The 22,759-nt window shown below is 41.7% G+C and carries 19 protein-coding genes; 11 read left to right on the top strand and 8 right to left on the bottom strand.

Annotated features, from left to right (window positions below; translation table 11 throughout):
- Position 1: 1 nt before the first annotated feature.
- Positions 2 to 820, top strand: a complete 819-nt coding sequence (locus JFC10_RS12300) for a DUF72 domain-containing protein (RefSeq protein WP_198333064.1) — start codon at positions 2 to 4, stop codon at positions 818 to 820.
- A gap of 60 nt (positions 821 to 880) precedes the next feature.
- The gene (locus JFC10_RS12295) at positions 881 to 1,621 is read left to right on the top strand and encodes a DUF4145 domain-containing protein (RefSeq protein ID WP_198333063.1); all 741 of its coding nucleotides are present in this window, start codon (positions 881 to 883) and stop codon (positions 1,619 to 1,621) included.
- Positions 1,622 to 1,703: 82 nt separating this feature from the next.
- Here JFC10_RS12295 and JFC10_RS12290 read toward each other — a convergent pair whose 3' ends face one another.
- On the bottom strand, positions 1,704 to 2,333 hold the full coding sequence (locus JFC10_RS12290; RefSeq protein ID WP_198333062.1) for a superoxide dismutase: 630 nt from the start codon (positions 2,331 to 2,333) through the stop codon (positions 1,704 to 1,706).
- Between the two features lie 541 nt (positions 2,334 to 2,874).
- Here JFC10_RS12290 and rdgB point away from each other — a divergent pair.
- The 6 genes from rdgB (at position 2,875) to JFC10_RS12260 (ending at position 10,310) form a co-directional block, all read left to right on the top strand.
- Positions 2,875 to 3,543: an RdgB/HAM1 family non-canonical purine NTP pyrophosphatase gene (rdgB, locus tag JFC10_RS12285; protein ID WP_198333061.1), complete on the top strand. Its 669-nt coding sequence runs from the start codon at positions 2,875 to 2,877 to the stop codon at positions 3,541 to 3,543.
- A 396-nt stretch (positions 3,544 to 3,939) separates the two neighbouring features.
- Positions 3,940 to 5,283, top strand: coding sequence for a trigger factor (gene tig, locus JFC10_RS12280; protein ID WP_198333060.1), 1,344 nt, complete (start codon positions 3,940 to 3,942; stop codon positions 5,281 to 5,283).
- A 467-nt stretch (positions 5,284 to 5,750) separates the two neighbouring features.
- Entirely contained in the window at positions 5,751 to 6,398 is a 648-nt protein-coding gene (gene clpP / locus JFC10_RS12275) for an ATP-dependent Clp endopeptidase proteolytic subunit ClpP (protein WP_287045549.1), read from the top strand.
- Positions 6,399 to 6,514: 116 nt separating this feature from the next.
- Complete coding sequence (gene clpX, locus JFC10_RS12270) at positions 6,515 to 7,789, top strand: ATP-dependent protease ATP-binding subunit ClpX (protein ID WP_193011994.1); 1,275 nt, start codon at positions 6,515 to 6,517, stop codon at positions 7,787 to 7,789.
- A 254-nt stretch (positions 7,790 to 8,043) separates the two neighbouring features.
- A complete protein-coding gene (locus tag JFC10_RS12265; protein WP_198333110.1) occupies positions 8,044 to 9,030 on the top strand; it encodes an SDR family NAD(P)-dependent oxidoreductase in 987 nt (328 codons plus the stop codon).
- Between the two features lie 329 nt (positions 9,031 to 9,359).
- Complete coding sequence (locus JFC10_RS12260) at positions 9,360 to 10,310, top strand: c-type cytochrome (protein ID WP_198333059.1); 951 nt, start codon at positions 9,360 to 9,362, stop codon at positions 10,308 to 10,310.
- Positions 10,311 to 10,415: 105 nt separating this feature from the next.
- Here JFC10_RS12260 and JFC10_RS12255 read toward each other — a convergent pair whose 3' ends face one another.
- The 3 genes from JFC10_RS12255 to argS all read right to left on the bottom strand — a co-directional run bounded on the left by JFC10_RS12255 (position 10,416) and on the right by argS (position 14,404).
- Positions 10,416 to 11,510, bottom strand: coding sequence for a PTS transporter subunit IIC (locus JFC10_RS12255; RefSeq protein ID WP_198333058.1), 1,095 nt, complete (start codon positions 11,508 to 11,510; stop codon positions 10,416 to 10,418).
- 146 nt (positions 11,511 to 11,656) lie between these two features.
- A complete protein-coding gene (locus JFC10_RS12250; protein WP_198333057.1) occupies positions 11,657 to 12,472 on the bottom strand; it encodes an SPOR domain-containing protein in 816 nt (271 codons plus the stop codon).
- A 102-nt stretch (positions 12,473 to 12,574) separates the two neighbouring features.
- Complete coding sequence (argS, locus tag JFC10_RS12245) at positions 12,575 to 14,404, bottom strand: arginine--tRNA ligase (protein WP_198333056.1); 1,830 nt, start codon at positions 14,402 to 14,404, stop codon at positions 12,575 to 12,577.
- A gap of 716 nt (positions 14,405 to 15,120) precedes the next feature.
- On the opposite strand from argS, the gene JFC10_RS12240 reads away from it, so the two are divergent.
- A complete protein-coding gene (locus JFC10_RS12240) occupies positions 15,121 to 15,339 on the top strand; it encodes a DUF2788 domain-containing protein (protein ID WP_045448016.1) in 219 nt (72 codons plus the stop codon).
- Positions 15,340 to 15,495: 156 nt separating this feature from the next.
- Here the strand turns inward: JFC10_RS12240 and JFC10_RS12235 are convergent, their stop codons facing one another.
- The 4 genes from JFC10_RS12235 to cmoA all read right to left on the bottom strand — a co-directional run bounded on the left by JFC10_RS12235 (position 15,496) and on the right by cmoA (position 21,186).
- Positions 15,496 to 16,614 carry a DUF1176 domain-containing protein gene (locus tag JFC10_RS12235; protein ID WP_198333055.1) on the bottom strand — a complete coding sequence of 373 codons (1,119 nt, stop codon included), beginning with the start codon at positions 16,612 to 16,614 and terminating at the stop codon, positions 15,496 to 15,498.
- 34 nt (positions 16,615 to 16,648) lie between these two features.
- Complete coding sequence (gene cmoB, locus JFC10_RS12230; RefSeq protein WP_198333054.1) at positions 16,649 to 17,698, bottom strand: tRNA 5-methoxyuridine(34)/uridine 5-oxyacetic acid(34) synthase CmoB; 1,050 nt, start codon at positions 17,696 to 17,698, stop codon at positions 16,649 to 16,651.
- A gap of 194 nt (positions 17,699 to 17,892) precedes the next feature.
- Positions 17,893 to 20,280 (bottom strand): hypothetical protein, encoded by a 2,388-nt coding sequence (locus JFC10_RS12225; RefSeq protein ID WP_198333053.1) that lies wholly within the window; start codon positions 20,278 to 20,280, stop codon positions 17,893 to 17,895.
- 117 nt (positions 20,281 to 20,397) lie between these two features.
- Positions 20,398 to 21,186 (bottom strand): carboxy-S-adenosyl-L-methionine synthase CmoA, encoded by a 789-nt coding sequence (gene cmoA / locus JFC10_RS12220; protein WP_198333049.1) that lies wholly within the window; start codon positions 21,184 to 21,186, stop codon positions 20,398 to 20,400.
- A 203-nt stretch (positions 21,187 to 21,389) separates the two neighbouring features.
- Between cmoA and msrA the strand changes: the two genes are divergently transcribed.
- A complete protein-coding gene (gene msrA, locus JFC10_RS12215; RefSeq protein ID WP_193008512.1) occupies positions 21,390 to 21,911 on the top strand; it encodes a peptide-methionine (S)-S-oxide reductase MsrA in 522 nt (173 codons plus the stop codon).
- Positions 21,912 to 22,081: 170 nt separating this feature from the next.
- Positions 22,082 to 22,735, top strand: a complete 654-nt coding sequence (tmpT, locus tag JFC10_RS12210; protein ID WP_198333042.1) for a thiopurine S-methyltransferase — start codon at positions 22,082 to 22,084, stop codon at positions 22,733 to 22,735.
- Positions 22,736 to 22,759: the final 24 nt, after the last annotated feature.

Here is a 22,759-nt window from a genome sequence, read left to right as displayed (position 1 = left end):
CATGGACAGTAACCCTATCCCACGTATTTATCTTGGTACTGGCGGCTATAGCGATACCGATTTGCTCGGTACGCTGTATCCAACTGGTACAAAGAAAACGGACTTCTTACGCGAGTACGCCAAGCAATACGGCGCAGTTGAGATTAATAGCACCTTCTACGCGCCCATCGGGCAAAAAGCCTTTGCAGGCATGGTTAATAAAGCCTATGCCGAAGCAAATAGTGAATTGAAATTTGCCGTCAAACTGCATCAAGACTTCACTCATGCGCGCAAAGGCACTGCCGAACATGCACAAGCTTTCCTGACTGCGCTAACGCCACTGATCGAAGCCAATGCTTTAGCGCCTTTACTATTACAATTTCCACATGGCTTTGATCGTACTCGCGAGCATCGTCTTTATCTGGCCAATCTCGTTAGTTGGTTTCAGGACTATCCACTCGCCATTGAGTTTCGTCATAACGGCTGGCATACCCCGCAAGTGATCGATAGTTTTGCACAGCAAGGGCTGATTTGGTGTAGCGTCGATTACCCCAAAGTCAGTGGATTGCCGCCGTCAAGATTGATATTTACCGAGCGTACTGGTTATCTACGTATGCATGGTAATAATTTAAACTGGTGGGATGCGATGAGTGCTGCTGACCGCCATGATTATCGCTATAGTGAGGCGGAGATGCAGGACTGGGCACAAGCGATTGCCAATCAGCGTCAGCACTTTGATACGCTTTATATCTTCTTTCAAAATACCGTTAATGCGCATGCGTATTATAATATTGCGATGCTGCGAGAAGCGTTGGGTAAGTTTGGATTTGAGGTGTTATAGAACAGAGTATAATTTTCTATAGAATACGAATTTATGCATAAACGAGCTATGGAGTAATATATGATACCAAACTACAGAGATAATAAGTTTCAGTGCCCTCATTGCAATACTGTTGCGACCCAAGAATGGTTTGATGCTGATGATGCTGGAAGTACAGCGATCAATATTATTAATCATCTGTATCTCAACTACAGATCAAGTATCGAGAGTTTTTATCAAAAAACCATCATTCAATTTTTGAATGTAATTGATAATGAACTTCAAAAAAACCTTTATCAATTTTGTCCTAAAGGATTTTCAGTGGCAACCTGTTCTTCATGTGAAGAATTTACATTATGGGTGAATGAAGAAATTATCTATCCTAAGAAAACTACAGTTCCAGTACCTAACGAAGATTTAGATGAGGATATCAAAGCTCTTTATATAGAAGCTTCTAATATTTTGATTGATTCACCGAAAGGAGCTACTGCCCTTTTGCGCTTAGCTCTACAAATGCTGTTAAAGCAAATAGGAAAAGATGGAAAGAAAATCAACGTTGATATAAAAGAATTGGTATCAGAAGGCTTAAGTCCTACAATACAGCAAGCTTTGGATTTGTTAAGAGTCATAGGGAATAATGCTGTTCATCCTGGTCAAATAAATCTAGATGATAATGCTGAAATCGCTCAGAAGTTGTTCAGTATTTTAAATTTTATTGCTGATGAGCTGATAACTAAGCCAAAAGAACTAGAAAGTCTCTATGCAGATTTGATTCCATTAGAAACACAAGAGCATATTAAGCAAAGAGATAAGAAAAAATAAATTGTTCGTTCTTAAACTATCACAAAAAAAAAGGACGCCTCTCAGCGTCCTTTTTTCAAATCAAAACCTTAAGTTTTAAAGATTACTCTTCAACGCCAGCATCTTGACCTTTATATTTCGCATTTGCATAGTCCCAGTTCACTAGCTTGTCTAGGAACGTGTCAACATAGTCAGGACGACGGTTACGGTAATCTACATAGTACGCATGTTCCCATACATCACAAGTCAATACCGCGATTTGGTCATGTGCAAGTGGGGTATCAGCGTTAGCAGTTTTAGCGATTGACAATTTGCCACCGACTTTGTCAGCGACTAGCCATGCCCAACCTGAACCAAACTGAGTCAATGCTGCGTTTTTGAACTCTTCACGGAACTTGTCATAGCTACCGAAGTCTTCTTCAATTTTAGCTTTTAGATCGCCAGTAGGTTCGCCGCCGCCATTTGTTGGCGTCATGCAGTTCCAATAGAACGTGTGGTTCCATACTTGGGCTGCTTGGTTGAACATACCATGCTTGCTGTCATCTTTAGCGGTTGCTACGATGATTTCTGACAACGTTTTGTCTTCTAGACCAGAACCTGGTAGCAATTCGTTGAGCTTAGTTACGTATGCATTGTGATGCTTGTCATGATGGTATTCTAGCGTCTCGGCACTGATATGTGGCTCTAGCGCATCTTTTGCATATGGTAGGTCTGGCAATGTAATGTTTGACATAATTATTTTATCCTTGCTGTTTAGCCGTTAGTTTATGAAAACTTATTATAGAGACTGAATTTTACGCTATTTTTACACCGCAAAAAACACTATAAAATAGCGGACTAAATTGGCTGAGTTTATTGTTTGAAATGAACTTTATCGCTTGATACACGGTATTGCTTAGTACAATATCACGTATCATTATGAATCCAAAATTAACCTAGCGGTTACTTATTGCTATTATTCTTAGTCCAAAAGCCAAGTCTTTGACTATATAGACTTTTATTAACTTAATATTCACAAGCTATAAGATATATTTCACTGTAGCTTGTCGCCTATTATAGCAACAGTGACCAATAATATCAGTTACCAAATGTTATAGCCCGTACAATCTGCATAGTAATTGGTTATTTATTTAACGATGACTTTATACCTTATGAAACCACGCGCTATCAATACTGGCACGACTATTAAGATCAATCAATACAGTATCTATAAAAATATCAAAAGACAAAATTAGACTGACTAAATCATCACCTTTACATAACGGAATGACCTTATGAGTACCAATAATACCTCGCTACTCTCTACCCAATTGACATCAGATAACCAGTGGGTACTCGCCAGTAATAATAAAGGCAAACTGGCTGAGTTCAAAAGATTGTTTGCCGAAGCTAACTTAGACGTGACCATTATTCCACAAGGTCAGCTCGATATCGAAGATGCGATTGAGGACGGCCTGAGCTTTGTAGAAAATGCCATCATCAAGGCACGCCATGCCAGCCGTATCAGCGGACTGCCTGCCATTGCTGATGACTCAGGATTGTGTGTGCCTGTATTGGGTAATGCACCCGGCATTTACTCTGCCCGCTATGCTGGCGAGCATGGTAATGATGGCAAGAATAACACCAAGCTCATTGCTGACTTACAGTCTGTCCGCGACCAGCAGGCCGATTCTTCTAACCCTAATACTCCCATCGCAGGTATGTTCGTTTGCGTATTGGCGATGGTGCGCCATGCCGATGATCCGCTACCAATTATCGCGCAAGGTCTATGGCAAGGTGAGGTTTTGCAGGCACCGCATGGTGACGGTGGTTTTGGCTATGACCCATTGTTTTGGTTACCTGAATTGCAAGCCAGTGCGGCGAGTCTAAGCGCTGCTGATAAAAATAGCATCAGTCATCGTGGTCAGGCGATTCAGCAGTTATTGGCACAACTGCCTTTATAGGTGCTCTTATAAAGGTGAGAAACATAAGTAAACATCCCGTTAAAGAGATAATTTTTACTTTAATAAACAGATAGATTATACTGTTCTACTTTTAAAATTTTGTTGAAAGCCGTTATTTGGCTGTATAATTCACCAAAAAGCGTTATTATGCGGTGCATTAACGGTTTATGATTGATATTTGATAGCACTAACAACTTGGGCAAATTTGCCTTTTGGTATCAGCGGCGATTGCTGCTGGTGCTGATTTCGAAGTTGCAGCATTATCGCTATTCCCTATTTATTCCAACGGCAACCCGTGATACATGCCCGTAATTTGAGGCACGGTTTGTCTATTACCATTTAACCCTAAGTACTACTCAATCAAACGTACTATTTAATCTTAAAGGTGTAATGAACATGGCTACAGATTTACAAGTCACAACCAACAAGCTATCTAATAAAGAAACCCAGCTAACGGTTAAAGTACCCGTTGAAAAAATTCAAAACAAAGTTGAAGGCCGTATTCGTCAAGTTGCGAAAACTGCCAAGATTGACGGTTTCCGTAAAGGTAACGTCCCTATGTCACACATCCGCTCACAGTACGGTGCTGGCATTCAACAAGAAGTTATCAACGACGTTATCCGTGATACCGTTTTTGAAGCGATCAAATCTGAAGACATCCGCGCTGTTGGCATGCCTAACATCGATGATGTAAAACTTGAAGATGATTTCTTGGTCTATCAAGCCACTGTCGAAATCTTCCCAGAAGTAGACGTACAAGGTATCGATGAGATCGAAGTTGAGCGTCACACTGCTAAAGTGAGCGAAGAAGACGTCGACACCATGATCGAAAACCTTCAAAAGCAACGTGAAGAGTTCGTTGAGAAAAAAGGCATGGCGGCGAAAGATAACCAAGTGACTTTTGACTTTGAAGGTTCAATCGACGGCGAAAAATTTGAAGGCGGTTCAGCTGAAGACTTCAAACTAATCATCGGTAGCAACCAAATGATCCCAGGTTTTGAAGCTGGTATCAAAGGTATGAAAGCTGGCGAAGAAAAAACTATCGACGTAACTTTCCCAGAAGATTATCAAGCTGAGAACCTAGCTGGCAAAGAAGCACAGTTCAAAATCAACGTAAAATTGGTTGAAAAATCTAAGCTACCTGAAATCGACGATGCGTTCCTTGAGCTATTCGGTGTAAAAGAAGGCGGCGTTGAGAAATTGAAAGAAGATGTACGCAAAAACATGGAACGCGAAATCAAAAACGCTGCGCGTAGCCAAGTTAAGCAAGCAACTTTTGACGCATTGTTAGAAAAGAACGAGTTTGACGTACCAAACGCTATGCTAGAGCAAGAAATCGAGCGTCAACGCAACATGATGATGCAACGTTTTTCTCAGCAGTTCGGTGCCAATGCTGATAGCTTTGATAAAGACATGCTGCCAAATGAGCTATTTGAAGAGCAAGCGCTACGTGCTGCCCGTCTTGGCATCATCGTTGCCCGTGTTATCGACACCAAAGGCTTAGAAGTAGATCAAGAGCGCGTTGAAACCTTCATCAAAGAAGCCGCTGAAAACTACGAAGATCCAGCAGAAGTGATCGAATACTACACCAATGACAAGCAGCAGCGCGCTAACATTGAGTCTGTTGTATTAGAAGACCAAGTGGTTGATTATCTAATCGAGCAAGGTAAAGTGACTGATAAAGAAGTGAGCTACCAAGACTTGCTAGCTGCACAGCAACAACAGCAGCAAGGCATGTAATTTAGTGAGATAACTTGGCAATTTGCCATTCAATGGTACTCATTGCTAATTGCAATCTAAAAATGCTCTGACACAGTGCCCTAACAAATTTGTTAGGGCATTTTTATTGGGGATTTATATGCTATCTTTATGGACCGTTTATAACCAAGCCCCTTGATAAATGGTTACAGACGCCTTATTAATAGGGAGTCACTCATGTTATGAATAGAAAGTCATTTTTCACATTAATAAGTTACTATTGCCTCAATAAAAAAGTTACCATTAGCTCAATTATTTTTAGCGACAGCTGGCGCTTATTATTTCAGCCAGCTAATATTATTAAAAAGCGGCAACATCTAGCATGATGAGCAGCCATACAAGCGTAGCCGCTCGCTAGCTTCAATCCCTTTATTTTATGTACTTATAAATAGGACATCTTTATGACAGATTATGATCGCATCACTGCCAACCCACATTTTGATATGCTGATGAGTGCGCACAATGACGCACAAGGCATGCAATATACCCAAAGCGCCCCTCAAGCTGCGTTGGTGCCAATGGTCGTTGAACAATCCTCTCGCGGTGAACGCTCGTTTGATATTTTCTCACGCCTATTACGTGAGCGCGTTATCTTTTTGACCGGTCAAGTCGAAGACCATATGGCCAATCTAATTGTCGCACAGTTGCTATTTTTAGAAGCGGAAAACCCAGACAAAGACATTCATTTATATATTAATTCACCAGGCGGCTCAGTGAGTGCAGGCTTGGCGATCTTTGATACCATGAACTTTATCAAACCTGAAGTATCGACCATCTGTATGGGCGGCGCTTATAGCATGGGCTCGTTCTTGCTTGCGGCTGGTCAAAAAGGCAAGCGTTATTCTCTTGCCAATGCTCGTGTCATGATTCATCAGCCTTCAGGCGGCGCGCAAGGTCAAGCAACCGATATCGAAATTAATGCTCGTGAAATTCTAAAAACGCGTGCCCGTTTAAATGAGATTTTGGCAGAACGTACTGGTCAACCATTAGAAAAAATCGAAAAAGACGTTGAGCGCGACTTTTGGTTAGATGCTCGCGAGGCTAAAGAGTACGGTCTGGTCGACGAAGTATTAGAGCGCCGCCCTGCTTCTTTATAATTACCGCATAAGAGCAAAAGCTTTGATGGGCATCAAAAGCCTGAGCGTTATACGTTTTGGCTTTGATGTAAAAAATCAAAATATTTGTAAGTTTTAAATTTTAGGAGTGCCTTTATATGGCAGAAGATAACACCCCGCATTGCTCGTTTTGCGGCAAAGCCAAAAGCGATGTACAGCAGCTGATTGCCGCTGACGATGCCAATATCTGTAATGAATGTATTGAGCTATGTACCGATTTAATCGCTGACAGCGCTGAAGATGGCGATGATGACAGTGAAATTGATACCTCTTGGGTCAATAAAAAACTACCAACGCCAAAAGAATTACGTGCCAAGCTTGACGAATATGTTATCGGACAAGACGCCGCCAAAAAAGCCCTAGCCGTTGCTGTTTATAACCATTACAAGCGTCTAAAAGTTAGCCAAACCTTAGCCAAAGACAGTAAAAAAGCGAAGATTGGCGCTGACGATGCCATGGTTGAATTGGCTAAAAGCAATATCTTGCTGATCGGCCCAACTGGCTCTGGTAAAACCTTACTGGCGCAAACCTTGGCGCGTCTGCTTGATGTGCCTTTTGCAATGGCGGATGCGACGACCTTAACCGAAGCAGGTTATGTTGGTGAAGATGTTGAAAACATCGTACAAAAGCTATTACAAGCATCAGATTACGATGTCAGTAAAGCTGAGCAAGGTATCATCTATATTGATGAGATTGATAAAATCAGCAAAAAAGGCGACAACCCGTCTATCACGCGTGATGTGTCAGGCGAAGGCGTACAGCAAGCATTGCTAAAACTCATCGAAGGTACCGTTGCTGCTATACCGCCACACGGTGGTCGCAAACATCCACAGCAAGAGCTGATCCAAGTTGATACGAGCAACATTTTAATCATCGTTGGTGGCGCATTTGCGGGTCTGGATGCGGTTATTCAGCAGCGTACAGAAAAAGGCGGTATTGGTTTTAACGCCGATGTCAGCTCAAAAGATGACAGCCGTCGTAGCTCTGATTTGCTGCAACAAGTTGAACCAGAAGATTTGATTAAATTTGGCCTTATCCCTGAGCTTATTGGTCGTCTACCTGTCATTGCAGCGCTACAAGAGCTTGATGAAGAAGCCTTGGTACAGATTCTCACTGAGCCTAAGAATGCTTTGGTGAAACAGTACAAGTATCTGTTTGATATGGAAGGTGCTGAGATTAACTTTACGCAAGAAGCACTTGATGCCATTGCCAAAAAAGCCATGGAGCGTAAAACAGGTGCACGTGGACTGCGTTCTATTGTAGAAAACGCCTTGCTTGAAACCATGTATGAGTTACCTTCGATGGAAAATGCCAAAACCGTACTGGTTGACGCAGAAGTGATTAATGAAGGTAAAATCCCTAAGATTGCTTAATTCATTACTGGATAAATATCGTTCAGTGTTGTTAATGAGTTATTAAAAAAAGCGTCTGGCTTTATAAGCTAAGACGCTTTTTTATGTCTGGCTATCTTGAATTATAAATGACTTAAAAATGACAGCTGCGTTTATCAATCGTTCACAGCTAAAACCATAAAGCATGCTAAGGTAAATGTGCTAACAACACCTATCACTGATGATACAAAGGACTGTTTATCATGCTTAACAATGTTACTTCTATCGCAACCTCAATGCGTCAATACCTACCTTTTCATACCAATAAAGACCAAGATATTGCGCCTTATTACTGCAACCACGTCGCCGCTATCACCGGTGCTGGCTCTGGTATGGGACGCGAGCTGGCGATCCACTTAGCACAAATGGGTTGTCATGTTGCACTCTCTGATATCAACGCGGTGCAACTGGCACAGACCAAAGAATTGCTCGTCGGTTATGACATCAAAGCGACCATGACGGTACTTGATGTATCAGACCATAAAGCCGTGGAAGCGTGGGCAGACAGCGTCATGGCAGACCATGGTAAAGTGAACTTCATCTTTAATAATGCAGGCGTAGCATTATATTCTACTGTCGAAGGCAGTAGCATTAGCGAGCTTGAATGGGTGATGGACATCAATTTTTGGGGCGTGGTTTACGGCACCAAGGCATTTTTACCGTTGATTAAAAATAGTGTCAAACAAAGCGAAGTAGCAAGTGATAGTAGTGCTAGTAAGGATGGCAAACCACGCCAATTTTCTAAAAATGGTCACATCATTAATATCTCAAGTCTGTTTGGCTTAACCGCGCAGCCGTCGCAGTCTGCGTATAACGCCAGTAAATTTGCTGTACGCGGTTTTACCGAAAGCTTACGCCAAGAGTTAGATATTCAGCGCTGCGGCGTGTCAGCGACCTGTATTCATCCCGGCGGGATTAAAACCAATATTGCCAATAGTGCCCGTGGTAATGACAGTATTAATGATATTGGCATGCGTACTGGCCCCAAAGCCATTCAAAGCTTTAATAAATTTCTGAAGTTTGATGCCAGTGAAGCCGCTTGGATTATTTTGCAGGCTGCCGCGACCAATCAACCACGCTGCCTAATTGGTAACGATGCCAAGATAATCGACGCGGTACAGCGTGTATTTCCATCGACATACAGTCAAATATTGAACGATGTCCATAAGCTCTCTCGTAAGCTAAAACCACGCCGCCATAAAAAATCAAGCACGACAAAGTAATGTATCTTAAGAATACTTGCCCACAAAAAAGCGCTTAAATATTATCAATATTTAAGCGCTTTTTTTGATCGATAGAATTTGAATTTTTTTTCAACACTGTTTTTCCTACCGTATGAAATTAATCCATGTCCAGCTTAAGCCAAAACACTTTATCTATTTATATACTTTAATTATTTAATATTTGGTACAATTATGTTTCTAGCAACTTACAGATTGATTACTCATTCAGATTTTTTGCACAAAAATTAAGATTGCTTCTGTCATCATGACAGTTAAATTATCACATAAATATATTATTACATATTATTTTTGATAATAAGGATATTCCAATGAAAACACTTTTAGGGATTAAACCCTCTTCCTCCTTTTTACTGGCTGCTGTCTTTGCTATTGGTGCGGTTAGCCTGTCAGGCTGTAGTGAAAAAGACACCAAGGCTGTCGATCGTGTCGAAGAAGCTGAAGCATTGGCCCGAGTTAAATCACTTGAGGCACGTGCCGCCGAAATTAAAGACGAAATGGCCTCAAATCCAAGTGCCAAACTAACCGTCAGCATGCCAGATGAGTCTACTATTCCAGATGATGAGTTCGGCGCAGCAGTACGTCGCGGCTTACAAATCGCCAATCATACTTATAAAGAGCTGCCTGACAATGTCGGCAACCAGTTGAACTGTACCAGCTGTCACTTGGGTAATGGCTCAGAGGCCTACGCGGCGCCTTGGAATGGTATGCCGGGCATTTATCCTATTTATCGGTCACGTGCTGGTCGCGTTAATTCAATACAAGAACGCATCAACGGCTGTTTTGAACGCTCAATGAATGGCAAAGCGCTTGATCTGGGTTCAGATGATATGAATGCGATGGTGTCTTATATGAGCTGGCTATCACAGGGCTTGCCTTACGGTGTCTCGCCTGAAGGGCGCGGTTTTGTTAAGGTAGACAAAACTTTAGAGCCAAATACGGACAATGGCAAAAAGCTGTTTGCTGAAAAATGTAGCGTTTGCCATGGTGAAAATGGCGAAGGTCAATATAATGACGATGGCACTTATATCTATCCCGCAGTAGCTGGAGACAAATCCTTCAACGATGGCGCAGGTATGGCGCGAACTTATACAGCAGCGGCCTTTATCAAAGGCAAAATGCCCTTTGGTCAAGGTAACTCACTTAGTGACCAAGAAGCAGTTGATATTGCCGCTTACTTTACCCATCTGCCGCGACCTATCAAAGCCAACAAAGATAAAGATTGGCCAAATGGTGATGCCCCTCAAGATGTACGCCGTTAATTAAAAAAAAGCTCATAATTTATATAATAAAAAAGCCCAACTATTTAAATAGCTGGGCTTTTTCATAATTGATAGTTAGGACAATTTGCGTCCTTTATCTTTAATTTAAGGCAGCTTCATATCACCATCAACCAGCCAGCCCATACGGCGCATCACATAAGCGACTACACCTGCAATTAGGGCAGGTAATACAAACATCAACAGAATAATCGCTGTCCATAATTGACCCGTACTCATGATTTCTTGTGATGCTTCAATCACTCCAAATACGCCGACCAATCCAGCTGTGCCCATGCCTGCACCCGTTGCCGTACATGCCAGTCCAAATCCTACTGTCGCAATAGGGCCAACAACGGCGCTGGCAATCACAGCAGGCAACAACACCAGCGGTTTTTTTAATACATTAGGAATCTGCAACATACTGGTGCCCAGACCTTGAGATATCACGCCACTGACGCCGTTGTCTTTAAAGCTTGCAACGGCAAAGCCAATCATGTGTGCCGCACAGCCTACTACTGCTGCCCCGCCTGCTACGCCGCCAAGCCCAATTGCGATACAAATAGCAGCGCTGGACGTTGGCAATGTCAATAAAATACCCACCACCACTGCAATCACAATACCCATTAACAAGGGCTGTAACTCAGTGGCCGCTTGAATACCTTGGCCAATGGCAGCGACAGCAGCGACGATAGGTGGATTCAGTAGTGCACAAACTGCTAATGCTACCGCGCATACCAATAAAGGAATCAATAGAATATCAAGCTTGGTTTTGCCAGCGACCCAAGTACCAGCACGATAAGCAAATACCGAGGTCAAGTAGGCCCCTATAGGATTGCCCGGTAACGCGGCAAAGGTTGCAGGTCCGCCTACTTGGGGCGTAAATAACGTCCCTGCCATTAATGCTTCAGAGTGTGCGCCAAGCATACCCGCCACCAAACAGCTGAGCATGACGAGTGTTGGTGCTTTAAGGTAATAAGCAATACCCACCCCGATACCTGCACCCATTAGTACTGAGGCAAGCTTGCCCACCGCGACCAATGCGGGCAAAGCTAACCAACCACCGATTTGCGAGATGATTAAACCAGCAATCAATGTGACAAATAGCCCTAACGCCATGCCAGTGAAAGCATCAATAAAATACTTTTGGAAAAATGCTTTAATGAGGCCAGTAGGCGGTGTTGCTGAATGAGAGACTGTCATAGCCACGCTCTTTATGAAATTTTTGATGAGAGATAATAAACCAACAGAAAAAATAACTTTGCTAAAAATTAGAGATAAAAAAAACGTCATTGCGACGCTTTTTTTATTATTAATAAAGAACTAAAACTGCTATCAAATAGCGCAACTTAACGACGCTGTTCAACGATGATGGAATCAATGCCATTATTTTGTAAGCGCTGCTGAGCAGTGGTTACTGCTTGGCGATTATTCATCGGGCGAGAAATAACCTGATAAATTGGCAAACCATTGCCCGTCGTATTCTTAACCACTCTAGCGTCTACACCCGCCATCAGCACTTGGGCACGGCGACGATCTGCCTCATCCGCATCACCGAAGCTATTGATCTGCAAAATGTAAGTTGCAGCAGGCTTTGCGGCCTGAACGCTAGCACTACCTGCGCCTGTATTATTGGTAGAAGTACTATTGCTACTAGCAGGCGTCGATCCATCATAGGTCGCGTCTTCTTCAACGATTACGATGTCGTCGCCGTTATTACTGGTAGCAGCGTTATTGCCACCGCTGGGCGAAATCACCGTATTTTCAGAGATACCAAAGTTACCAGTATCATCATTGCGACTGGCTGAGCCATCTTCAGGTTGAGTCACCACCACATCAGGCTCAAAGGCACTGATATCCCCTATACGATCATTGCCTGTTTCAGCAATATCTTCATCAGGAATAGTCGCCATCTCTTGATTGGGTAAAATATCATAAAACTCATAATCGCCATTATCGGTATCAGTGTCGACACGTGGCTGTACCTGACGATCAGGATCATTACCAGCGGTGCTGTCAGCGGGACTGAAGTCAAATAATGGTGACAAGTATATGAAGACCCCTATCATAAGGGTCAATACAGCCCCGACAAACATCCACAATAAGCCGGATACGCTACTTGTTTTGCGTTTTTCAGTCGCACCTTTAGGTTTTTTGGCTAGCATGGATCTGGTTCTCCCTACTGAATCTAACTATCATCAAATTATGGCTGGCAGTCATCTATACTCATACTACATGTTAGAAAGTTACTATATACTAGAAAAAAACTACATGCTAGATGGTGCCGACAACCCTAATAAACTAAGACCATTGGCCAATACTTGGCGTACTGCTTTGGACAAACGCAAACGGGCTTGCATCAAGTCCATCTCATCCGAGCTTGGTGTCTCACCTGAGGTCAAGCTCACTGGTAAAATGCGATTGCTGTCATACCAACCATGAAATAGCGCTGCCAACTCTTTCAGATAATTGGTCAATACATGCGGCTCATAACCCGTCGCGGCACGCAATAATGTCGCTGGATATCCTGCTAATAATTTAATTAGCTCATCTTCGTTTGGTGCGCTAAGTAAGTTTTGATGTTCTAAACCAATTGCATCGTCTACCACAAGACCACTGTTCTGTAGCTTTTCCAATACTCGGCAAACACGGGCATGCGCATACTGAATGTAATACACTTGATTGTCTTTGCTTTGTGATTTAGCCAGCTCCAAATCAAAATCAATATGCACTTCAGGCTTACGGGCGACATAGTAAAAACGCGCTGCATCATTACCAACTTCGGTACGTAAATCGCGCAGGGTGACAAATTGACCTGAACGCGAGGACATTTGTACTTTTTCACTGCCACGCCATAGTGCAACAAATTGCACAAGCACCACATCTAAACGCTCAGCATCAATACCAAGAGCCAATAAAGCGGCTTTTACGCGTGGCACATAACCATGGTGATCAGCACCCCAAACATTCACCACTTTATCAAAACCACGATCAAATTTGTTTTTGTGATATGCAATATCAGAAGCAAAATAAGTAGATTGACCATTGGCACGGCGCACCACACGGTCTTTTTCATCACCAAAATCGGTTGATTTGAACCAAATATTACCGTCTTTTTCGTATAGGTAGCCTTTTTCATCTAAGGTTTGCAAGACTGGCTCAATCTCGCTATCAATAGAACGTTCGCTAAACCAGCACTCGTAGCGCACACCAAAGTCGTTTAAGTCATCCTTGATATCGGCTAAAATACTGCTCAATGCCGCATTTAAAAACAGCTCATAACCCTCACCAAGTAAGGCTTTACTGTTGGCAATCAAACCATCAATATGCGCTTCTTTGTCACCTGCTAGCAGTGTTTTTTCGCCGTCCGCATTGATCTCAAACTCAGCATCTGCTGGCACATCTTTGGCGATTGCTGCAAAGCTATGAACGTAATGATCGCCGTGTTGCGCTTTTAACGTTTGGGCGATGTCACTGACATAATCACCTTGATAGCCATTAACTGGGAAAATTATTTGCTCGCCATTGGTTTCCAGATAACGCAAATAGGTACTGGTCGCCAAGATGTCCATTTGCCGACCCGCATCGTTGACATAGTACTCACGCGTGACATCATAACCAATCGCTTCAAGCAGGTTTGCCACGCTCATACCGAACGCTGCACCGCGACCATGACCAACGTGCAAACTTGACGTTGGATTGGCAGAGACAAACTCAACCTGAATTTTTTGCCCGTCAAACTGATCGCTTAAACCAAAGCGATCTTGCAATGCAAAGATATCATCTAATACCGCAAACTTGGCTTCCGCATTTAAGAACACGTTAATAAAACCTGGACCTGCGATTTCCACTTGGCGAATGTCTTGGTTTTCAGGCAGCGCATTGACAATTTTTTCAGCAAGCTGACGTGGATTGGCCTTGGCAGCTTTGGCAGCTGTCAGCGCAATATTACTGGCAAAATCACCGTGGCTTAAGTCTTTAGTACGGGTGATTTGGCTATTATTTTGCCAGTCAGCTGGTAGGGTACCATCTGCTTGTAGGGTTTGAATCGCATCGTTAAATAGTGATGCAAGTGTATCAATTTGGGCTTGTGACATAAGGATTTGAACTCGGTTAAATAAACAACAAAAACGGTATAAAAATGTGGCGAATGTGAGCAGCCGATAACTGCCTATTATAATAGCGACCGACATTACAGGGAGTAAAATAATACAAAAAGATAAGTAACCTGTAAATATAACAATCTTTGCCCTGTATTGCACCATTTGCACCAAAATTAGCACTAAAATCTTACGGTTATGACAGTTAATACTAATAATTGAGGTGACTAGGCCGTGTCCTCATTTTAAAAATGGTGATAAAAATGAGATAAATTGCCGTCAAATAAGAAAAGTAGCACAAATAATATTGAGATATTAATAAGCTGTTTGACGAAGTTTGGCAAAATTTAACCATTTAGAGGATAATCGATTGAATTGAGGGCGAGCCATACTAATAGGCTTGTCTGTGCTCTCGTTCACTATAAAGAAGATTGAGATGGACTCAATAGATTGGGATTTAGAACTGATACTGATCAGTCAGCCCTGCAAATTGTAGCGTTACTGTTGCCTCATACTTAGCAGCAGTTTATACCTGCTCGCTTCCACGTTATAATAACGGTTTGTATTGCTGCCTACTTATTTCTTATTTATTTTATAGATTATCGCTTATTTTATGAATGGCGATACATCACTCTGAGGGTAACGATTATCAGAAGAACAATAAAATAATAGAGGTGAATAGAGGCAGCGTTGCTATTTTATAGGATTATGCCATGTTTGCTATTGCTGCTAGTACCGTCACCAGTTGGGGACTGTACGTTTTATTGCCAATCTTCATCGCCTTCTTGTTTTTTATTATGTGGGATATTTCTAAAGAATCTCAAGCTGGGCGCGCGGGGACATTTTGGATCTTCTTAGCATTAGGCGCAGGGTTTGTAGGCTTCTTACTCAAGTTATTGTTGGAAGTCGCTTTTAAAAGATGGTTGATATAATTTTTATATAACTAGGGCGTGTCCTCACTGTCAATGATAGGTAATAAACACCTAGCCTGCCACTGATAAATAGACGGGGAAATGGTCAATTAAAAAATGCATGGCTCATGACGGCTTCACTTTATAGTGTGTCAATCATTCCTATAAAAATATCACTCACTGAGCCTTGCTATCATTTTTTACGACTGCACTCACGTAAGTTGGTAAGTCCCATGCCCCACCAGCAAAACCTCGGCACATGCCCGTCGTTACCTCTTCGCTCTTAGCAAACGTTTTACCATTCCAAATCCATATCGCACGACTCCAGCAATCACCAACGCCTCGATCTTTATGCATCGCCCAAATCTCTCCATCAGAATATTCACTGCCTGCTGTGGTGATAAGTACTGTCTCGCTTGGAGTACGATGATTTATCAGCCAATAACCATAACCTTCGTTATAGGCTCCTTGCCAGCATAGATGGCTAGCAAGCGTATGCTTGGCATCCACGGCTGTAAATTCCCAACCTAATCTACCAGCACCATACTCTTGCATTCGTTGGTACGCTTCAGTTTTTGGATTAACCAACTCACAATCTCCCATATCATCTTCAGAGCCTACAAGTTGCTTAGCGTCAATATCGACCCACTTATTTATATTCTTTTGAAAATATACTAGCTTTGACGAGTCCAGTTGCTTGTTGTCAGCATAGGCATATACTTTTTTAATCACAGGTTTCGCTTTAGCGGATTTGGGTGTCTGCTGATGTGGGCTGCTCTTACTAACCAGTGCCAACGGTGTCCCTACACGACCTTGTGCATCATCGAGCTTGAGCAATACCGCACTCATGCCTTTATCGCTGATTGTCCAACGCTCACTGCCTACTCTTATCTCTATATTCGTATTTAGGCGTGCTTGATTAATCAGGTACTTGGTTTGCTGAGGACTTAAATCATAGACGTAACCGTCCGCATCTGGCTGTATCTCGCCATAGTTCTTACCATTTAACCAAAGCTCAGCCTCGGTATTATTCTGCTTTGGAACCTCTGGTAAAAACTGTACTGTGGCACTTGGTAAAGAAACTTTAGGTAATGCTGTTAGCAATATTGAGGCAGGCGTATCAAACTGATCCTCCTCTGCATAACCTGCTGCTCGACAAGTCAGGGTATTATCACAAACCACTTGCCAATCATCCTGCACAAAGCCCCAACCCTCAAATGGCGTACCGTAACTTGCCATAGCAGGTAGCGATAACAAGCTAATAGTAGTCATAATCACAGTCTTTGATATTTTCATTATCCATGTTCCTTATGGTAATAAAGTAATAACGCTATTTTTTGGCAATCAAGGTCGCACGCATCGGAGCAGGATAGCCTTCAAGAGTTTTGCTAGAGTCATTAGGATCTAAAAAATCTGCTAACGAATGATAAGTCATCCATTCCGTTTTACGCTGCTCTTCCGTCGAGGTCACTGCTACATCCACGCAACGCACCTCTGAGAATCCCGCTTTTTCTAGCCAGCCTGTCAATGCCGCGACTGATGGTAAAAAATACACGTTATTCATCTGAGCATAGCGGTCATTTGGCACCAGTACCGTATGGGCATCACCTTCGATAACCAAGGTTTCAAGCACCAACTCACCGCCTTTGACCAACTGCCCTTTAAGCTGTTGTAAATGCTCAAACGGCGATTGGCGATGATAGAGCACACCCATGCTAAATACGGTGTCAAATAATTGGCTATGCTCGGGCAATGCTTCAAGCGGCACGGGAATATAATGAGTACGATAACGGCCTGTACCATGAGCATGAGTATGAGCGTCTGCTGCGCCAACAAAATGACGAATCGCCATAAACTGATGATAAAACAAGCATGACGGATCAATGATAATGACTGTATCTGCTCCTGCCCCTGCCATACGCCAGCCGTGATAGCCAGAGCCACCACCCACATCTAATACGCGACGACCTTTTAAATTACCCAAATGCGGTGCGACTCGTTGCCACTTCCAATCGCTGTGCCATTCAGTATCAATCAATATTGGATTGCCTTCTTCACTACCAATTTGAAAAGGCCCTTTGCGCCACGGCATGAGCTGCTTTAATAATGCCACTGTTTGTTTGCGCTGAGACTCACTAAGATTTGCCTCAATCGTCAGGACATCACTGTTCAGATCGACGTTATTGACGGTTAGTTCTGGCAAACGAGCGACTGACGCTTGATAAGCAGGTGCATGCGCGTAGTTGGCTTTATCCTTGATGTCATTTAACCATGTTGGTAAGCGCGTCAGCCATTCGTAAGCGCTCGGCTGCTGCTGAGCCAGCTCTAATAAAGTTAAATACAGTTCGCGTTCGGCGTGAGTAATAGTGTCGTTGAGCATAAAAGCAAGTTACCGTATTGATTGTTATTTAAATGAATAAAATTAAAAGAGTTAGAACAAAAGAGGATGAGCCTCAAGGTGGGAGTGCTTTAAAGGTGAGCAAATATGCGTGGCGCTGCTCGATGTTATTTAAAACCTTATTGGCGCCTTTTCCCCTGCTGAGTCAGATCAACCATGGCGCAACTGATCTTAATTTATAGCTTAATATTGTAAAGTCCTTCATGATAAGAAGGCATATTCAAATACAATTCTTGAGTAGCTTCTGCTAACAAAATTAAGTTATCAATATCCATTCTTCTTGTTTTTGCAAGTTCTGCATGTTTTCCACCCTTATCTTCCCATACGTTTGAAAGACTTCCATAACCATCCATAAACAACTCTAAACCAGTTAAAATCATGACGTAGGCTCTAACTTCTTTATTTTTATTATCATAACCACGTCCCCAGTCAGCTAACTTCCTTAATCGCTGAACTTCATCCACCGAAAACTCGTCAAAATTTTTCATCGTTGCAAAAACCAAAATTGGCTTAGGAAATGTTTCTGCTAGAAGTTTCATTTTTTGAATATCAGAATCTTTAAAGGCGTCTTTTGCAAAGCTCTTTGCCTCTCCAAAAACAATATTAGTAGGTTTATTTAAACCTACAATTCCTTCTCTTTGTGCCCATAAGATAAAATCGGCTTCTGCTTTTTCTCCAGACTGAAGCGTTAGTTCTTGTCCACTAGACCATGTAATATTAAGCCTATGAGAATAGCTAACCTTTCTAACGAAAAAATGAATCGCTAATGAAGCAGCATATCCACCTCTGGCATAATCAGGTAAAGCAAAAGCACCAACCACTCTATATGACCATCTTGATAAGCTTGAATTAGAAGGATCCAAAATAGGAAAATTGAAAAACTTCAAGCATCTGTTACATGATAGTTCATAATTTAAGTTATTGATCTCGTACCAATTCCAACTATCACATTTAGAACATTTTAACTCTAAACCAAGCTGTACAATTTTTTGCGAAACCAGTCGACTTGCTGGCTTTTTATTATTTTTCGTATTAATCCTATTTTTAAATTCTTCCGCATGCATGCTCCTCGTCAACGGTTTATTGGCCATATCATTGAGTCGTTCAACAATATTTTTATTTGCCAAACTAGATAACTGAGGAACACCACCAATTGTTTCAATGATTTGTTGAACGGATTTTCCAGCATCGGATACAGTTGCTTTAATCTCATATTTACTTAACCATTGGTTAATAGCTTCTGTACCATTATGTAAATTCCAATATTGTCGATTAATACTTTTAGGAAATATAGTTAAGCCTTCAGTTGTAGGAAGTAAGAAATCTCTATGATAATTAAATTTTGGAAAAACAGGGTTTCTGTAATTAGTAGGAAAGCATGTCAGAGTCCGACTTTGATTTCCCCAGTCTTTAATATTTATCACGTTTGCCCAAAGCGGCTTATGATGATATTTTTTCTTTATGAAATCAGGAGCTATCGTATCAAATTGAATTTGTGGCTTCTCATACTCATATGTTAAAGCAATATCTCTATTAACTTGCTCGCACGTTAATATCGACCTTTGTAAATCCATAGGATTGTCAGATTTATCAACTCTAATATCTGGATACCAAAACTGTAGTAAGGTCTTATTCTCGTTACCAGATAGATATTTGTTATAAATTTCACTACCTTTATCTTCGGAAATGGAACGAGAGAACATGATAGTTGTTCTGAAAAAGTATTCTTCTTGATGCGGACGCGCACGATAGTTATCAGATATGAACTCATTACAGAAGTCTGCTAGCTCTGCTATCCACTGCATAGGTATAGCAACAATATTCTTATAGATAATACGTAAGTTCCAATAATCGATTAGATCTCTAGGAGCTTCTAAGTCAAATATGAATAATCTTGCATCAGGCGATGATTGATGATATTGAATATCTATATCTGCATGAGTGGCATCAAGTGGTGAAAGGTTACTGCCCTGATATAGTTCTATTAATGAAATATCATTCAGCTCTACTTTTTTCGGATCAAAAACATCTATAAAACCTTCTTCGAAATAAGATAATTCAGGTGACTTGCTAAATGAACCGAAAATACAAGATGTAAATAATTGATTCTTCTTATTCTCTGAAGTGACATTTACAATATTTACTTTATGACGTCTTTCGAACTGATACTTCTTTTCGTAAAGATCTACGTATAAGTCATATACTGTAAGCCCATACTTATCATCTAATCCGTGTTCATCAACACTAAGCAAATCATCAATTTGTAAAACCCTTTCTTTATCAAAAACAAAGTCTTTTGTCATACCTTCTTCTGTTTCGACAATAAAATCAGGTTCAAAAAAGTCAAGATAATCATTCAATATTTTCGTTGCGTTGTATGTCTTATGGTCGCTTCCCCACCACTTAGGTACTCTTTTGAAATATGGAACTATAGGATTATATTTTCCACCCCATAACAGCGTATTTATCTGAAACACTTTTTCTAGATTTTTCTTATCGTTAGGTTTTACAAGAAATAAGAATCTTATAGGTCTAAGTTTAATATCTAATCGAATCTCATCCATAGTTTCAACTCAGTAACCCAGTAGAGTGCGCCAAGCCAAGCGCACCGATAAAATAAGTATCTATTCAGATTAACACAATAAAAGTAAGATCAGCTTCTATTGTTTATTCAAACAACCCTACTTAAACACCACAATTGAGACAAAGTTTAAAAACTGAAACCACGTCAGATGACGTTTAAAGCCAACTTGATCTAGCCGTGCATGATGCTCATCTAATGTATCAGTAATAAGAACGTTTTCTAATGCATTACGTTTGCCACTGATTTCCATCTCGGTATACCCATTAGCACGTTTAAAGTCATAATAACGCTCAACCAACCACGCGTCATATTGCTCATCAAAGGCATGGGTTTTTTCAGTCAAGACCAGTATGCCACCTTCGCTTAATGCCGCATAAATTTTCTCTAACACTGCGACTCTATCGGCGGCGGGTAAAAACTGTAAGGTTAAGTTTAAAATCACCATATCGCACGGCTCAAGCTCGACATCACGAATATCCGCAGTGAGGACTTCAATATTATGCTCTGGATAGTTATCAGCCAGTAAAGTAGTCGCTTCGGTCGTCATCGCTGGTGAGATATCAATCGCTTTAATTTGCAAATCTTGCGGCTCAAACTCACCCGCCAACGCCATACTTGCTGCGCCAAGTGAACAACCCAAATCATACACTCGACTGACGCGCTGACCACTATCGCTCTGTTGACGATACTTACAATGACGTCGAGCAAATATGGGCAACATCGCCAGTACCTGACCATAACCGGGAACACTACGACGAATCATATCAGGGAAACAAGCCACCACTTGCTCATCAAAGGAGAAACGCGACGCTTTATCGAGTGGCGTGGTAAATAAGGTGTCATGCTTAACAATAGCAGGCTTAGATTGACTCATGGTGCGACTCATTTTGTGATAATAGAACTTAAATTAGGAGATAATTGATGGTCTTGCTTGTCATTACTAGCTGAAAGCGGCACGACGTAGCAAAAGCTCATTATAACATTACTGTTTGTTACTTATCGCGGTCAGATGCCCTGCTAAGCTAAATAGGTATTGCTAAGTAAACATCACTTGGCTGGTATTTTATATTTATAAAAACAGGAAGAATTATGCAAACCATTATTTTAGGCGGTGGCTGTTTTTGGTGCACCGAATCGGTATTTTTATCCGTAAAAGGCGTGCAATCTGTCGTCTCAGGCTACATGGGCGGTGACGCTGTTTCTGCCAATTACGAAGCGGTCTGTAGTGGCAATACAGGGCACGTTGAAGTCATCAAAGTCGAGTTCGATGACTCTATCGTCCCATTAGAAGTCATACTGGATGTTTTCTTTGCCACCCACGATCCCACCACAATGGATCGTCAAGGCAATGACGTCGGTAGCCAGTATAGAAGCGTTGTGTTCTACACAGATGAAGCCCAAAAACCGACCATTGACCGCACCATCAATAAACTGCGCGATATGGGCATCAATGTGGTCACCGAAGTACACCCAGCCGTTGAGTTTTATCAAGCAGAAGAGACCCACCAAGATTTCTTCAATAGAAACCCAGGACAAGCTTATTGCAACTTTGCCATACCACCAAAACTTGCCAAATTGCGTAAAGAGTTTAGTCAATATATGGTGAGCTAAACCACAAATTGAAGATAATTTTCATTTGGAAAAAGGTTAGCTTAGCATTTCATTATAGCCAAACGCTTATTATATGAGCGTTTGGCTTTTTGATACCTTTAGCATTCTCACTCAAACGGTTATTATAGAGAAACCTCATAATATAAACCTAAACGAATAAAGGCGAAGGTATGAACGCTGAATTTTGGCACAGCCGCTGGCAAGAGAAACGTATTGGCTTTAATCAGTCTGCAGTGAATCCATTATTAATGAAGTACTGTAAGCAGTTAAACCTGCCAGCTGGTAGCCGCGTCTTTGTTCCTCTTTGCGGTAAATCGATTGATATGGCTTGGCTGGCAGCGCAAGGCTACGACGTTGTAGGCGTTGAATTGGTTGAAACAGCGATACAAGCATTTTTTGCTGAGCAGAATATCTCCCCTATTGTGCACCAGCATGCAGACAATCCAGCCATTAAATACTATCAAGGTCAATTGTCAGGACAAACCATTACCCTATGGGTTGCTGATATTTTTGCACTCACGGCTGAGGATATCGGATCTGTAAATGCCGTGTATGACAAAGCCGCATTGATTGCGCTACCAGCCGATATGCGCGTGAAGTATAGTGCGCAAATGTGTCAGCTCAGTGCTAATGCACCACAATTTATCATCACTCTCACTTATAACCAAAGCAAAAAAGAGGGGCCGCCTTTCTCTGTCAGTAGCGAGCAAATACAGCAATATTATGGTAATCACTATCAAATCTGTGAACTGGCAAGTGAACCTGCTTCTATAGGATCTGCACCTGAGCTAGCAGTCTCGGAGCATGTTTGGCTGTTGAAATGAGTCGTTAATAAAGCCGTTTGCGCA

The sequence above is a fragment of the Psychrobacter aquimaris genome (assembly GCF_016107525.1).
Classification (GTDB): domain Bacteria; phylum Pseudomonadota; class Gammaproteobacteria; order Pseudomonadales; family Moraxellaceae; genus Psychrobacter; species Psychrobacter aquimaris.
The sequence above is the reverse complement of the archived record's forward strand: the minus strand, read 5'-3'. Positions and strand labels throughout refer to the sequence as shown.